The organism is Leptospira yanagawae serovar Saopaulo str. Sao Paulo = ATCC 700523, assembly GCF_000332475.2.
Lineage (GTDB): Bacteria > Spirochaetota > Leptospiria > Leptospirales > Leptospiraceae > Leptospira_A > Leptospira_A yanagawae.
Genome location: NZ_AOGX02000041.1, coordinates 16,876 through 31,991 on the forward strand (window position 1 = coordinate 16,876; position 15,116 = coordinate 31,991).

General features: G+C 37.7%; 14 protein-coding genes. 8 read left to right on the plus strand and 6 right to left on the minus strand.

The genetic code is table 11. From position 1 onward, the window contains the following. Position 1: 1 nt before the first annotated feature. Complete coding sequence (locus LEP1GSC202_RS17355) at positions 2–586, minus strand: helix-turn-helix domain-containing protein (RefSeq protein WP_015679062.1); 585 nt, start codon at positions 584–586, stop codon at positions 2–4. A gap of 717 nt (positions 587–1,303) precedes the next feature. Here LEP1GSC202_RS17355 and LEP1GSC202_RS17365 point away from each other — a divergent pair. From LEP1GSC202_RS17365 to LEP1GSC202_RS17385, 4 genes are all read left to right on the plus strand, one after another. Then, positions 1,304–2,035, plus strand: coding sequence for a ParA family protein (locus tag LEP1GSC202_RS17365; RefSeq protein WP_015679065.1), 732 nt, complete (start codon positions 1,304–1,306; stop codon positions 2,033–2,035). A gap of 28 nt (positions 2,036–2,063) precedes the next feature. Further along, the gene (locus LEP1GSC202_RS17370) at positions 2,064–2,942 is read left to right on the plus strand and encodes a ParB/RepB/Spo0J family partition protein (RefSeq protein WP_015679069.1); all 879 of its coding nucleotides are present in this window, start codon (positions 2,064–2,066) and stop codon (positions 2,940–2,942) included. Between the two features lie 544 nt (positions 2,943–3,486). Further along, the gene (locus tag LEP1GSC202_RS17380; protein WP_039929385.1) at positions 3,487–4,080 is read left to right on the plus strand and encodes a helix-turn-helix domain-containing protein; all 594 of its coding nucleotides are present in this window, start codon (positions 3,487–3,489) and stop codon (positions 4,078–4,080) included. Next, positions 4,077–4,265 carry a hypothetical protein gene (locus tag LEP1GSC202_RS17385; RefSeq protein WP_015679058.1) on the plus strand — a complete coding sequence of 63 codons (189 nt, stop codon included), beginning with the start codon at positions 4,077–4,079 and terminating at the stop codon, positions 4,263–4,265. Before LEP1GSC202_RS17380 ends, LEP1GSC202_RS17385 begins: the two co-directional genes overlap by 4 nt. A gap of 24 nt (positions 4,266–4,289) precedes the next feature. Here LEP1GSC202_RS17385 and LEP1GSC202_RS17390 read toward each other — a convergent pair whose 3' ends face one another. Continuing rightward, positions 4,290–4,877 carry a TetR/AcrR family transcriptional regulator gene (locus LEP1GSC202_RS17390; protein WP_039929386.1) on the minus strand — a complete coding sequence of 196 codons (588 nt, stop codon included), beginning with the start codon at positions 4,875–4,877 and terminating at the stop codon, positions 4,290–4,292. 93 nt (positions 4,878–4,970) lie between these two features. On the opposite strand from LEP1GSC202_RS17390, the gene LEP1GSC202_RS17395 reads away from it, so the two are divergent. Then, positions 4,971–5,444: a PaaI family thioesterase gene (locus tag LEP1GSC202_RS17395; protein ID WP_039929392.1), complete on the plus strand. Its 474-nt coding sequence runs from the start codon at positions 4,971–4,973 to the stop codon at positions 5,442–5,444. 7 nt (positions 5,445–5,451) lie between these two features. On the opposite strand, the gene LEP1GSC202_RS17400 is transcribed toward LEP1GSC202_RS17395, so the two are convergent. Then, complete coding sequence (locus LEP1GSC202_RS17400; RefSeq protein WP_015679054.1) at positions 5,452–6,060, minus strand: TetR/AcrR family transcriptional regulator; 609 nt, start codon at positions 6,058–6,060, stop codon at positions 5,452–5,454. A 108-nt stretch (positions 6,061–6,168) separates the two neighbouring features. Between LEP1GSC202_RS17400 and ppnP the strand changes: the two genes are divergently transcribed. Then, positions 6,169–6,480 carry a pyrimidine/purine nucleoside phosphorylase gene (gene ppnP / locus LEP1GSC202_RS17405; protein ID WP_015679072.1) on the plus strand — a complete coding sequence of 104 codons (312 nt, stop codon included), beginning with the start codon at positions 6,169–6,171 and terminating at the stop codon, positions 6,478–6,480. Here the strand turns inward: ppnP and LEP1GSC202_RS17410 are convergent. Then, complete coding sequence (locus LEP1GSC202_RS17410) at positions 6,471–6,650, minus strand: YegP family protein (RefSeq protein WP_015679053.1); 180 nt, start codon at positions 6,648–6,650, stop codon at positions 6,471–6,473. The two genes, ppnP and LEP1GSC202_RS17410, sit on opposite strands and share 10 nt — an antisense overlap. 132 nt (positions 6,651–6,782) lie before the next feature. On the opposite strand from LEP1GSC202_RS17410, the gene LEP1GSC202_RS17415 reads away from it, so the two are divergent. Together LEP1GSC202_RS17415 and LEP1GSC202_RS17420 are read left to right on the plus strand one after the other, a co-directional pair. Further along, on the plus strand, positions 6,783–8,660 hold the full coding sequence (locus LEP1GSC202_RS17415) for a 7TM diverse intracellular signaling domain-containing protein (RefSeq protein ID WP_015679067.1): 1,878 nt from the start codon (positions 6,783–6,785) through the stop codon (positions 8,658–8,660). Positions 8,661–8,746: 86 nt separating this feature from the next. Next, complete coding sequence (locus LEP1GSC202_RS17420; RefSeq protein ID WP_015679052.1) at positions 8,747–10,276, plus strand: MASE3 domain-containing protein; 1,530 nt, start codon at positions 8,747–8,749, stop codon at positions 10,274–10,276. Between the two features lie 74 nt (positions 10,277–10,350). On the opposite strand, the gene recD is transcribed toward LEP1GSC202_RS17420, so the two are convergent. Both recD and LEP1GSC202_RS17430 read right to left on the minus strand, forming a co-directional pair. Next, positions 10,351–12,153: an exodeoxyribonuclease V subunit alpha gene (gene recD / locus LEP1GSC202_RS17425; RefSeq protein WP_015679063.1), complete on the minus strand. Its 1,803-nt coding sequence runs from the start codon at positions 12,151–12,153 to the stop codon at positions 10,351–10,353. After that, a partial coding sequence (locus tag LEP1GSC202_RS17430; protein ID WP_015679051.1) for a 3'-5' exonuclease occupies positions 12,150–15,116 on the minus strand: 2,967 nt, incomplete at its 5' end. The genes recD and LEP1GSC202_RS17430, both read right to left, overlap by 4 nt.

The following is a 15,116-nucleotide window of genomic DNA, read 5'->3' on the forward strand; positions in this document are numbered from 1 at the left end:
ACTAAGACTTCGGGGTGGCAAGCCAGCGTTCCCAGTACCGTAGCTGTAACCCCTTCAGATCTTCCGGACCATTTAGTTTGAGAAGAGACTCTCTTGTGGACTCCGACATTGTCGCAGTCATCCAACTAAGGAACTGCCTCCATTTTTCCTCACCCGATTTTTCTCGTTTCCCATGTACTTGATTTTGTTTCTGTACTATTTGATTATAGGCCTTACCTTCATACAAGGCAGCCTCGGATCCACTTCCAAGACTCTCCCCTACCCTCACCCCACCTAGACTCTGATTTTCTTTCGTAAACGCGTTTAGGGATGATTCCCTTTTTTCCAATACAGGTTTCAAAAACCGCTTCCTACCATCAAAACGGGTTTGGACCAAAAGGCCTTTCTCTTTCAACTGTGAAACGAGTCGCGATATCGTATCTCGTTTCAATCGTAAGATCTTAGCAAAATATTCATTCGATGCATAACAGCCATCAATAGCATCCAAAGATACAATTTCCGCATACAACCGAATCTGATTCGGATTTAAATCCAAATCATAAATCCATTGCGGAACCCAAACTCCCGTCCTTTCTTTCCCTTTCATACTCCCTCTCTTTTCCAACAGAGACCTTCGGTGCCCAAAAAACTTTTTTGTTCTTTGGCGTTTTACGTTACGAAGAAAACAAAGCTATCGCACCGTAATTGAATTTGGAAGTTTTTGCAAACGTCCATGTTTGGAATTCATAGGAATCCCAGGTGATGTATTTTGCGGTATATATGTGGAAGACCGCATTCAGGAGTTAGAGGATACTCTCCCTTACTCCATGCTTCTATTCATCAGAATGGATTTTTTTGTCAAGCCCAATGTGACATAATATTTGAACCCCAAATCCGACAATTAGTCGATTGGTTCCATGTGTTTTTGGTTTGCAATAGGGGAGGGAAGAGAGTCTTTCTGGACTGCTTCCACACAATCCAGAAAGTTTACATCACCCAGCGAAAGGGTTGAGATAAATATAAATTACATTCAAAATCGTACAAGAATTTTTCTTTTTCTCACTTGGTTTTTTCTCTTTCTTTGGGCGCATCGAATCTATCCTTTTCCCAGATTGAACCGAGAAATCGACCAGGCTCTTCGCTCCAAACCAAACCTTTCGGTTTTGTTTTCCGCTACGATCCTTTGCGCAGGGCACCCCTCTTACACCAAAAATTTCAAATTTAGAATCTGAATCTAAGGTACGCCGGCGTACTTTTTAAAAATAAATTACGAAAACTTAATTTTCATTGCAACCGAAACTAGGAACAAAAAAATAAATCTGCAATGAAAATCATTACGGTTGCCAATATCAAAGGTGGAACTTCTAAATCCACCACCGCAATTCACCTCGCACTCGCTCTTTCCAAAAAAGGTTCTACTCTTGCGATCGACATGGACCCACAAGCAGACCTTTCCGATTTCTTTTTCCCGGAAGAACCAGTTGAGTTTTTTGACTCAGGAAACACACTCTCTGTATTAAATGCAGAAACCACCCTTGCAGAGTCGATTAAAAAATCAAACGACGTAGATGTACTACCCTCCATCATCGAACTCTCTGATTTGAGTTACCTTGCATCCAAAGATTTTTCCATCATCCCAAGACTAAAAAACGTACTTTCGAAAACGAAATATGACTACGTTGTCATCGACACACCTGGATCGGGATCTTCTGAAAATATCACCTCTTATTTACCAGCTTCTGTAATTCTTGTGCCAGTCACTCCATCCAAGTGGGCTGTACGAACAGTAGCCCAAGTTTTAAAAAAAGTAAACGAAGCAGAAAGATTTGATGAACAAAGCAAAAAAAAGTCTGTTATGATCCTCCCCTCTCAGTGGGGAACATCCCAAAAACAAATGGACCTTTTGGATAAATTACGAAATATCAAATCACTAAAAATTTTAGAACCCATCCCAAAAAACGACAGTATTCGGGACCGTACGGAAACCGGCAAACCTCTTCAAGAAGGAAGTGCCCCCTGGAAAGCTTTCGAAAATTTAGCGGAGATTCTTAAATAAGGTACGCCGGCGTACCTTAAAAAAAACTATGAAAAACAAAACCAACTTTAATCCTGCAGATATCTTATCAAAAGCCTCAAACAGAACATCATCTCTTAATCCATTTTTAAGTTCTGAAAACTCGACACAACACCAGACAATTGATATCCCAATCGATTCAATCATCACAGAAAATAATCCGAGAAAAACTTTTAATGACACAAGTATCCGGGAACTTGCCGATTCCATTTCTCAATATGGATTGTTACAACCAATCGTTGTCAGAAAAAAAGCAGGTAAATACGAACTCATTAATGGAGAAAGAAGATACCGTGCCCACAAACTCCTAAAGTCCAAAACAATCCCTGCGGTTGTCAAAAACGTAGAACAAATTGACATCACAAAACTACCAGAAATCAAACTGGTTGAAAATCTCCAAAGAGAAGACTTATCCGAAGCCGACCTTGCCCTCTCACTACAAGAGTTAAAAAACCGTCACAAAGAAACAAACGAACAATTGGCAAAACGAATCAATAAATCAGCTCAATGGGTAAAAACAAAAATTGCCCACGCTGAGATATTAAAGGAATCAAGTCTAAACACAAATGTAGATAAATCTCATCCAATTTACCAAATTCCAACAAGCCTATTTACAGAAATTGCTCCACTCGATGTTTCAAATCGGAAAAAAGCCATTGATTACCTTATCAAAGGACTAGAGAAAAAAGGTGACTTCCCTTCCCGAAATGACCTTCGTGAATATGTAAGACCTTTAAAACCAACCAAACAAACAAAGGCAAAACCGAAACTCAGTCAATTGGAATTAAAAGACTTAAAATCTAAATTGGCAAAAATTAAAGAAAAAATATCTGTTTTGCAAAATGAAAAAGCGATCCTAGAAGAAACGATCCGAAAGTTTAAGAAGTAAAGATTGTTTTACCAATGGATTCATAGAATTCACTTTTTTTATGTTTCTCTTAGAAAAAAACTTGTACTGAATTCCAATATCGCTTACATTGTACTCAATCCTTAACTGGGTTGAACAAAAAACCCTGGGAAGTGTGGTAGCAACCCAGGGACTTTTCACTCCAATCACATCCCCGACCCAATCCCTTTGAATCATACCCGATTCCCCAAAAGGTCCCAATGAGACTTACGGCGAATTATGTCTCATTTTTTCCATTGACAAAATGGAGAGATCTGTACATGTAGGGAACGTTCGGGGCACACAACCGGACACGGCTCTACCACTTATGCCGTTTTAGTTCAACCCGGAATTTTACCAAAAGTTCCGATGGACGTTCGTATGAACTTCCAAAACGTTTCTTCTTTCTTTGACCGAAGGTTTGTTTTCTTTTTTTACAAAACTTGGGAATGGGAGAGTAGGGGACAATACATCTTATCGATGTATCGGCTAAATATAACCAAACACTCGTAGCCGGAGTTGTGTGGGTTTGGAAAAGGAACCTAAAATGAAAACTAACCGAAAAGGAATATGGATCCCCGTTTGGATTGAAAACCTAAACCTATCTCATAGCCAAACAAAACTTTTTGCTGAAATCGTTTCGCTCCATGACAACGGTGGTTGTTTTGCATCGAATCGTTACTTCAGCGAAATACTTGGACTCAAAGCAGATACCATTTCGAGACTCATCACCTCCCTAAAAAAATTAGGAATTCTCGAACAAACTGGTTTTGACGGAAGGAGACGATTTTTAAAACCAATCCTTCAGTTCCAACAGCAAGACTCGGAAAAAAATCCAATCCTAACTGCGGATACAAATCGTAAGAACCTCCAAACCACCACCGAAAACAATTCCAAACCAGCATTGGATTATTGTTACGCCCCTAGTAGTACAGTACAAATAAAGAATACAGTACATAAGATCACTTCGTTTGAAGAATTTAAAATTTGGAGTGAAAGGACTTTATCCCATTCAACACATTCTAAAATTTCACATTTAACCTCTCCCGATTCTATGGAAGAAAGTTTACAAAAAATTTGGAACCAATGGATGGAAAAAACAAAACTTAAATCCAATCGTTTTCAGGTGGGGATTGTATGAAAGTCTATCGCCATAAAAAAACGGGTAACTTATATTTACAATTGGACGAAGTAAAAAATTGTACGAATGCAAATGATGGACAGAGAATGTTTTTCTACACGGAATATGGGAAAAAAAATCCAATGAAGTTTGTGAGAGAAAAATCAGAATTTTTAGAAAAATTTGAGGAAGTAAACTTCTCTTAATTTGGCTCTCATCCCTCGTAAGGTTTAAGTTGCAAAACGCAAAATTGAAGCTGCCAACTCAATTTGGCTTTGGTTCAATCGTTTGCCTTCGGAAATAGGAAAATTGGTTTCTAAACTTAGATCACTAAATCCATGGACAAGTGACCAAGACATGAGTGCAAAACTTCTATGGTTTTCTTTTCTTTTTTTAGCATTTAGGTAAAAACGACAACCATGTACGAGAACTGCATACGATCTCAGTTTTGACCTTTTTAACTGGTTCGATTCTTTTTCTCTTTTTGTTTGGAACATGAGTTTATAATAATTGGGATTTTTTAGAGCAAATTGGATGTATACGAGTCCAAGTTTCACAAAATATTCGTCAGGATTCTTTTTGTCTTTTGCCACTTTTTTCTGTAAAGAAGCCAATCGATCAAATCCAATCGCCGATAAAATCTCTAATACTTCATCCTTGTGTTGGAAATGTCTGTAAACGGCCGCATGTGAAACCCCTGATAAATTGGCTACCTCTCTAAGGGAAAAATCGCCCATTCCTTTTTTTTGAAGTAACTTATGGCAGGATTTAATAATGGAATTTTTTAAATCTCCATGATGGTAGGTGTTTTTTCTCACATAGATATTTTGAAAAATAAGTTACCATTGGCAACATTTTTTCTTGCTTTTGTATCGGTAAATGTTACTGCTGGTAACATAAGCAGGGATTTTATGCAAACACTAAGCACCCAGGAAACACAGGCCATTTTAAAAGAAATGACCGAAAATTTTAATCATGGAGGGAGAAAGATTACCGTACCTCCTCCGATTTTTGTAGCAATGAATGCTGAGATCATTTCCTATACAAAAGGGAAAAGTATCACTGTATCCTTTCCGGTAACCGAAGACCAAACCAATCCTATGGGAATGATGCAAGGTGGAGTGATCGCTGCCGCATTTGATAATGCTTTTGGGCCTCTTAGTTACTTGGTGGCAAAACGCCCAACTACAACCATCGATATGAATATCCAATACATCCGAGGAGTCGCTGTTGGCCAAAAGGTGATTGTAAATGCTAGTATTGAAGCAAAAGGGTTTTCAACCATCCATATGATAGGGGAGATGAGAACGGAAAAAGATAAACTGTTAGCTACCGCTACTACGAATTTGCTGATTTTAAAAATACCAGGTGGAGTAGGGGAGTAAAACTCCCTTATTTTGAATCGTAACGTTCGAGTAACATTTCAATGATTGTGGGAGTACACGTTGTGGTATCGTTGAAATGTTGGCTCATGATAAGACCATGTAAAAATGTTTTGATGAAAATCATTTCTTTATCGGGATCTTTGATACCGTAAGCTCTAAAACGTTCTCTCATTGCTTCTTTGAAAGGTGCAAATCGCCTTTCCACATTTTCTATCATTTTTTTGGAGAGGGAAACTGCACTCGGTTGGAAGAGGCATACTGAAATCAATACCATCGTTTTTCTTTCTTCGTTTGCAAATTGGATGGAGCGAATGAAAAACTCCCTGACATACTCTTTCGCAGATAGGTTAGGTGGTATATTGTTATAAAACCTCTCCTGTTTTGCTAAATGGGAATCGATGATGTGTTCAAAGATTTGGTTTTTGCTCTTAAAATAATTGTAGGCTAAACCTTTGGAAATCTTCGCATGGTTGGCGATCATTTCCATAGTTGTTTGGGCAAATCCGTGTTTTGAGAAGAGGACAATCGCAGAGGCCAAAATTCTCTCGGTTGATCTCTCCCTAGCTAGTTGCTTTTTGTTATCGGATTTATTAGGAATCTTTTGTGGCACTGTCATCAGCGTTCCTATTAATCTGAATTTCGCAAACACTTTTTGGACGCGTTTCCAAAGCAAAATGGAAGGAAATCACTTGGACGTCTTCCCTTGGTTCGAAATCTTGACCGTATGAGTTCATTTACGTCCGTAACAGTACTAAAATCTGCAAATATTTACTTTGATGGTAAGGTGACAAGTCGCACCGTACTGTTCCCAAATGGGGAGAAAAAAACCCTTGGGATTATGTTGCCTGGTGAGTATGAATTTGGAGCGGATCAAAAAGAAATAATGGAAATCCAATCGGGGAAATTGTCTGTATTATTGCCAGGATCCGAAACATGGCTCCAAATTAACGGTCAAGCTACCTTTGAAGTCCCTGCTGGATCCAAGTTCAAATTGAAAATAGAATCAGTAACTGATTATTGCTGTTCTTACGTTTGATCGTCGATAGCTGCATCTGCGGCATTCGTTTTTACAGATTTAATGCCGTTCTCACATGCTTGTTTCGATGAATATCCTTCGCTAGAAGCAATGATTTCACCATTACCTGCTTTGAGTCGGAATCGGAATTCTCCTGCTTTGTCTTTGTAGATTTCAAATTTTGCTGACATGTACGTATCTCCTTGGAAAAGCAATGTTATCCGATCCTTAAAATTTCTGGCAATGAAGTTTTATTTCCATTTTTTAAGCATCTAGAGTTAATTTTTTTCATCCAATGAAAAAGGAAAGAGTAGAGACTTAAAATGATCCAAGGAATTCTAAGAGGAAAGCGATCCCTTTTGTTTGCTTTGCTTCTACTCGCTAATTGCACCTCAAAATTACCGGAAAGACCAATCATCCAATATAGTTTTCAGGATTTAACCTGGGAACAAGTGCTAAGTGGAGAAGTAAATTGGTCCAAACCAGAAGAAATGAAGTATAACTTCGGTTATTGGAAGCGATTTGTTTGGGTAAAATTTGAAGTGATCAATCCTTCTGAATCCCCTTCCCAATATATTTTAGATATTGAGTCACCTTGGGTTGATGAAGTAGTACTAACATGGAAGTCTCTTGGTGTGGTGGAAACTTCCGTTTACCGGGGAAAGGATTCTCATACCCTCAAAGAAATTCCACATCGAAATCCAGTCTTTTTGCTCGATTTGTTGCCCAATGAAAAAAGGACAGTTTTCTTAAAAATATCAAATGTCGGAATCCTTTCGGCACCACTCAGGATATGGACAAGGAATTCATTCTTTGGTAGAGTGGAACGAGATTACATTGCCAATGGAATTTATTTCGGAATCATTTCTGCTTTATTACTCTATAATCTTTTGATTTTTATTAGCGTAAAAGAGAAGGCCTATCTTTTCTATTGCCTCTATCTAACCACTCTCTTAATCAATTATGCTTTGCTTGGTGGGTTTTTTAAGCAATTGCTGATTCCTGAATCCTTTCTAAACATTAAACCCTATTTGTACACTTCAGTGAATGCATCTCTTTTGTTTGTAGGACTTTTTTCACTAACGTTTCTCAATTTAAAGAAATTGAATCCAAAATTGGATCGATTGATTTTGGGAAGTGCTGTAGCGATCGGAGTGTATTCAGTTTTTTCTTTTTTCATCCCTTACCATTGGATGGAAATTTCCTTCATCTACACATTCCCTTACTTTATTCTTTTGTTAGTTTCTTCTGGGATTTATTCCTATTGGAAAGGGGTGAAGTCTTCTCTCTTTTTTGTATCGGCTTGGGTGACGTTGTTTGTGGGAGTCATTGTGGATTCACTTACAAAAGCCTCCATCCTACCAACCACAACATTTGGAAGATACGGTGTGCAAATTGGAACAGCATTTGAAGTGATTTTGTTTTCTTTGGCTCTTGGAAGGAGATTACGATTTTTATTAGAGGAAAATATAACCTCCCAGAACCAACTAACAACAATTCGGAAAGATTTGGAAATTGCTCGCCGAATCCAAATGCGAATTTTGCCTGCTGAACCACCGAAGTCTGATCATTTGTCTGCCATCGTTTCTTATTTGCCTCTTTATGATATTGGAGGTGATTTTTATGATTACTTCGACTCAAATGAGAACGAACTGGGGATTGTGATTGCTGATGTGACTGGGCATGGTGTAAGTGCAGCACTGGATTCATCAACAGTGAAAATAGCCTTTCGGAACGCAAAAGGATTTATGCATTCACCGAAAGAGTTAATGGCAGAGATGAATCGATTTTTATGCACAAGTCTTAACGCAAGATTTGTGAGTGCTGCCTATGTTTATTTTGATTTTGATCAGATGAAACTAACATATAGTTCCGCTGGGAATCCTCCCTTAATACTCATTCGGGATAAGGAAGTCCAGTCGGTGGAATGCCCTGGATTGTTACTTGGTGTGAAACCCAATTTTTCTTATGAGCAAAAGGATCTCTTTCTCAAAAAAGGAGATCGGTTGTTAATTTTTACAGATGGATTGTATGAAAATTTGAAACCAAATGAAGATTTGTATTCCATCTTATTTCCTGAAATCCAACCGATTGTTGGATTGGAACAAAATGAGTTTCACCAAAAGTTATTGGACCGGTTGTCAGCCATTAGAACAATTCTAAAGGATGACATCACTTTGATTTCCATCGATATAGTATGATTCCCTAGTCCTTTTTATTTCTTATACCAAACATATTTTTAAAACTTGAATTCTACTCATGGTCTGTTAGCATACTCACCGAAAACATGCGAATTCATAACCCTTTTAGCGATTGGAAACAAATTCAATTTTATGCGACCATCCTTGTTTTTTGTATCGTACCAATGGCATGTGTCTTGTTATTTCCAGACATATTCTACAAAGAATATCCCATTGAGTCCTTTGTTGTATTTCATAATATCACTGAAATCTTTAGTATCATAGTTTCGTTTTCAATTTTTGGACTTGGGTATTATTCCTACTCCCAAAGTCGAAATACACAAACATACTTTTTAAGCATTGGATTTTTGGTGATAGGGCTCATCGATTTTATGCATACTTTGGGATATAAAGGTATGCCTGATTTTGTTACACCCAATTCGGGCAATAAATCCACTCAGTTTTGGATCATCGCAAGATTCATAACAGCACTTGTGTTTATCATTGCAATCTTTGTAAAACCGAATAAGCGTTATAGTGCTATTCGGGAAAACTTATATATTGTTTTTGCGTTTGTGTTCGTAGCCTTTGTGTATCAATTGGTGATCTTCTATTCACACTTCATTCCAGATACTTATATCCATGGTGTTGGCCTAACCCAATTCAAAAAGAATGCTGAGTTAGTGATCATGTTTATGTTGGTTTTGGCAATTGTGTTGTATTCCTTTTCAAAATCCTTACATTCTGATAAACAAAGACAGTATTATTTGGGTGCTTTTATCATTTGTTTTTTTAGTGAATTGGTGTTTGCTGTATACACAAGTGTTTTCGATGTATTCAATGTCCTTGGCCATATATTTAAAGTTGTTGCCTTCCAAATGATTTATAAGGCCGTTTTTGTTTCTGCCATTAACGAGCCATACGAAAAACTCATTCATTCGAATGCGTTACTCTCCAAAGAAATACAAGAGAACGAAGAGTATGCAAAGGTAATCCAAAAGTCACTAAAAGAAAAAGAGAATTTAATCGGTGAGATCTTCCATAGAACAAAAAACTCGATGGAACTAGTTCGGTCACTGCTGATGATCCAGTCATCTGATTTTCCAAACGATAAAAATATACAGAATATAGTAGAGGATACCTCTCTCAAAATACAGACCATGTCACTTGTACATGATCATTTGTATCGAAATAAAGACTTAAGTGAAATCCAAGTATCAGATTACCTTTTGTCTCTTACAGAATTGGTAAAATCAATGTTTCCAAATTTAGGGAATGGAGTTGATATCAAACTAGAATCGAATCAAGGTGTACTTTTGTTGGATACTGCCATCCCTCTCGGTTTAATTTTTACTGAGCTTCTTTCCAATAGTTTAAAGTATGCGTTTACTGATGTAAAAAATGCTAAAATTTTTATTAAATTTCAAATCGACGGGGATAGGTCTCATTTTGAGTACAAAGATAATGGGATTGGATTACCCGTCTCATTTGATACAAATGATCAAAAAAAATTGGGGTTGAGTCTTCTGAAGATCATCGCAGAAAAACAAATGGGAGGAAACTTGCGTATTGATGGTACCCAAGGGTTTTCATTTCAATTTGATTTTCCAAATAATTTATATAAGAGAAGGGTATAGTATTACGTTTACATTGCGGTCCCAAATTTCTTTTTAGAACAGCAAAAGGTTTTGAGAGATCCTAAATCATTTCGCTACGGAATGTGAATTCCCGTATACCGTTTGCGAAAGGATTGCAATCCATATTCCCAGGTTTGGAAGTCACCCATTAGGATCACTCTCTCTTTGGCGCGAGTGATAGCCGTATATAAGATCCTTCGGTTGAGAATGGAAAGATTGTTCTCTGCATCAACATCCAAAGCTGTCATCGGAGGAAGGTAGAGAAGGATTGATTTGTATTCAGAGCCCTGACTCTTGTGAATGGTAAGAAAGAAAGCGGGTTCATGGTCAGGGAGAGTGTCCAAGGCAAAGGAATACAAACGATCCTCAATGGGAAACACTGCCCTTAACTCAGAGTTGATCGAAACTACGAGGCCAATGTCACCATTAAATAGTTTTCTCATTTGGTCATTTGACTGGATGATGATGGGCATCCCTTCAAAGTAAAATGACTTGGATAACTGTCGGTACCGGAGATGGAGTTCGTTTTTTGGATTGGTTAATTGTTTTTTGGCAGTACTTAAGATTTGGTTTTGGATGGCTTCGATGCCAAAGTATCCATTTCGTAAAATCGTCAAACATCTGTATTCATTTATGATTGATTCAAAGCTGATTTTGTTCATTGGGTCTTTCAGTGCGTTTGGATCCCAATGGAATTCTGAAGTCGCATTTGCAGTGGGAAGATAGAATCTTTCCCATAAATAGGAGACCAAACTCTCAAGGTTCCAATCGAGAATCTCATGATGGATTTCATTTTGTGCTTTTGTTTTTTTGTCACCTTGGATCCAAACAAAATCCTTTTGCAAATCCAATTCTTGTGTTGTGACGATCTTTGGTTTTGGGAATGGTTTTGTTTGGTTGTCTTGATCAAAGGATTGTTTGACGATCTCCGCAAAGACACTGAATTCAGAATCATTCGAAAAACGATGGTTACTTTTGAGTTCCGATAAAAATTCTTTTTTGTTTTTTAAAGTGGTGATGAGATCTGTTAAGACCTCACCTTGCCCAACAGAAGGAAGTTGGTTTGGGTCACCGAGGAAAATGATTTGTGTATCAAAATGGATCGCTGCAAAAAATAAATTTATCAATTTTAAATCCACCATAGACGTTTCATCCATGATGATTAAATCATAGGGTAAGTACCGTTTTTCTCCAAACTTGGCTTCGCCTGTCAATGGATTGATTTTTAATAAATGGTGAATGGTTTGTCCTCGGAAATTGGAGACCTCAGATTGTTTTCCTGAAAATTTTTCCAAATTCCTTTGGATCGATTCGGTTAACCTTTGCGAAGCCCTTCCTGTAGGGGCAACAAGAGCAATCCTTTCCGTCATTGGGAGTAAGTCCAACCGGTCGAATGCCATCAAGATAAAGGATACAACTGTTGTTTTTCCAGTCCCTGGGCCACCTGAGATCACTCGAAAGTTGGATGTGATGGCATCTCTTACGGTTTCTCTTTGCTCTTCTGAGAGTGTGATCTTTGATTCTCTTTCTAATTCACTCACAATCTTTTTGATATGTTCGGGAGTGATTGCTGCATTCTTTTTTTGGTTTGTTTTGTGGTTTAAAAATGTGGAGAGTAGAGATTCGAATTTCCTTTTTTCAAAGTGACTTTTTTGCAGATACAATCGGTTTTCATTCCCCGTTTTCTCAATCACAAATGGGAAATAACTTTTGAGTTGGTCAATTTTTGTTTCATCGGTAATGGGCAGATACAAATCACCGCTTTGTGATTGTACAAGTAAACTTGCAATCGTATCCTTAAGAGATTCGTCCCAATTTGGGAAGAGATTGTATAATGAATTCAAAAAAGTTTGGATTTTATCATCGATCACTTTCATGAGTATACCTTCTCTAATTGGTCAGAAGCATTTCGGATATAGGCCATCACTTCTCTTTTGATTTCGTCAAACTGCTCGATTGTCCATTCGGAATCGGAATACTTTAAATCAGAGTAGATACCCGTTTGTTTGTCGCCGATCATCCCTCTTAAAAACAAATAATACACACCACCAAACTTGTTTAAGGCTTCCTTAGGTCCAAAAAGAGACTTTAGGTATTCAAATAAAATAAACGAATACACTGACTTTTGGAAGAGATACCCTTTCTCGCGGACGGCATCTGCCACAGCTTCTTTGCTATAATCGTTGTTTGGTAACAAATTGGATTTATAATCCACGATATAAAATTTCTCATCCTTTACAAAAACCAAATCAATGGCTCCCTTTAAATAATGTTCGAACCCTTCCGTTAAAGAGGCTCCACTTTCTTTGAGTAAGTTTTGTAAGAATAAGTGGAATTTTAATTCAGCCGACTTTTCTTCTCCCTTTAATTCACTTAGGGAAATGGAATTCCCCGTCGCAAGGTGGATCCTTGCTGTCATTGCTCGTTTCAATAAGGACGCAACCGTATGTTCTATGTTTATATCCTTACCTGTAACTTCCACTGGATACCTCGCGAACGATTTTTGGTAGGCCCACTTCCATGAAGGGTTCGCAAGGATAGCATCGACTTCCAATTGGAAGGTAGAGAAGTCACACAATTCAAGAATGGTATGGAGAAAGTTTCCAATCTTTGCACTTGAGGGCAATTCGAAAGTGGAACTCTCTTCTCTATCAGGAGTTTCTTCTAGTTCTTTCGTAGTTTCTTCTGGGGGAACAGTTATGTTTTTTTCACTTGCTTGCAAACTTGTATAACTATGTTGCAAGAGCACTCGGCCAATTTTGATTTCAGACGGGTATAGAATAGGGGAGGTTGGTTTCTTCTTTAGAGTGTCATCGGAAGGACTAAAATTTGGTTTTTGTGTTTCGGCAATTTCATTGGGATCTCGGAAGACAAAACTTGTCGCAAGAGAAGGATTTTGATCACGTAAGGTTTGGATCCTAATCAATTCTTGGTATAAGATTTGGCTGTAACCCGATTTTGGAATCGAATCTTCTTTTTTGGACCTGCCCCAAATGAGTTTGGGAAGGTAAAGTCTTAGGTTAGGCCTAGTCAGGGCAACATATAACAGACGTTTTTGTTCGTTCAGGAAATGGTTTTCTTCGTTTTCTTTATCTGCATCTAAGTCCCATAAATCAAGAATCCATTTTCTTTCTTTGCCTTCCGGGGTTTCGATTTCAATCGGGTATTCTTTATTGGTTAGATTGGTCCCGCGAACTCCGAAATAAAATAAGAATACCACTGGCCATTCCAATCCTTTTGAAGCATGGATGGTTAAAATTTGTACGGAATCTTCTTCTGTTTCACGGTCAAATAACGGTTCTTCTTCGGGAGATTGTTTCTTTTGTTTTAACTCGCGTAAATTCGTAAGCAACTCTTGTAAACTGCAATTTGACTTTAGTTGTATTTCCAATAATTTTTGAAAGATTTGGCGGAAGTTGGTACGTTTCCGTTCCCATTCGAGGATTCGATTTGTTTCCTGCCAAAACAGTTTGGTTTCGTCCATGACAGAACGAAAGAAACTTGCGTATCGATTTTCTTTGATCAGTCTTTGCCATTTGTCAATGAGTGATTTCTCATACGAGTCAATGGAGTGTTCATCAAACTTTTGGATCTCGTGTGGGTGGATACAAAAGATATCAGAGAATAGAATTTTTTTATAACTTTGTGAGGAGTTGGAACTGAGTAAACATTCCAAAAGGTTTTCGATTTGGTCTGCTTCTCTCGATTGGTAAATCCCTCTTTGTTTGTAGATGGAACAAGGGATTCCGGCCTTTGCTAAATAAAATTCAACTAGTTCTGTTTCTTTTTTATTCCCACAAAGGATGGCAATGTCCTTTAACTTGATCTCTTGGGGTTCACGTTTGTCTTTTTTAAGGTAGGTGAGAGTTGTCTCTTTGTTTTGGATCCGTTTGATTTCATTTCGGATAGTTTCAGCCCAACTATTTCTCGATTTGTTTACATTGGGAAGTCTTTCTTTGAAATCAAAGATATGAATTGCTGATTCGTCAGGGTTCACATATTGGTATTTGATCGAGTCAAGATTAGGGGATGAAACCTTTTTGTATAAATAGTTTTCTTTCTTCGAGCCTGGTTCTTCGATCGGAAAAAAATGTGTTTCTCCGAATTCTTTTGTTTCCTCATGGAATATTGTATTGAGGCCATGGATTAATTCTTTTGTGGACCGGTAATTGGTTTCTAAAGTAGCTTTACTTCCTTCGAAGTCACGAGAAGCTTCTAGGTAGATTCCGATATCAGCTCCTCGGAATCCATAGATACTTTGTTTTGGGTCTCCAATACAAAAGAGCATTCTAGACTTTTGTTTTTTGTCGAAAAACAAAGTTTTAAAGATTTGGTATTGGTTTTTGTCTGTATCTTGGAATTCATCCAGGATACAAACTTGGAATCGCTCTCGTAAAGATTGAACCAAGATTTGGTTAGGATTACGAACAATGGCATCGTAAACCTTTAAGATCATTTGATCATAAGTGAGGTATTCCCCTTTTTCGATGGTGGATTTTGTTTTGGCCTTAAGTTCGAATACTGTATTTTGTAAAAAGATGGATCCATCATAATCCAATTGTGCAAGAGGGAATACTTCTTTCAAAGAATGGACAACAGAATCTATTTTTCCTTGCAACACAATGGATGCTGCATCCAAATTTTTGACAATCGTACTCCCTTTCAGAAGGAAATAGTCAAATCCTGTTCCCTTTACATCCTTACCAAGAGAACGATTTAATTTTGAAATTCGTTTCAATTCTCTTGCTACTGTTTTGATATCTTCGTTTTGGATTGCATTGGCAAATGACTCGAGTGATTTCCAATTGTCTATCCATTGAGGGATACTAACTAGAGGCGT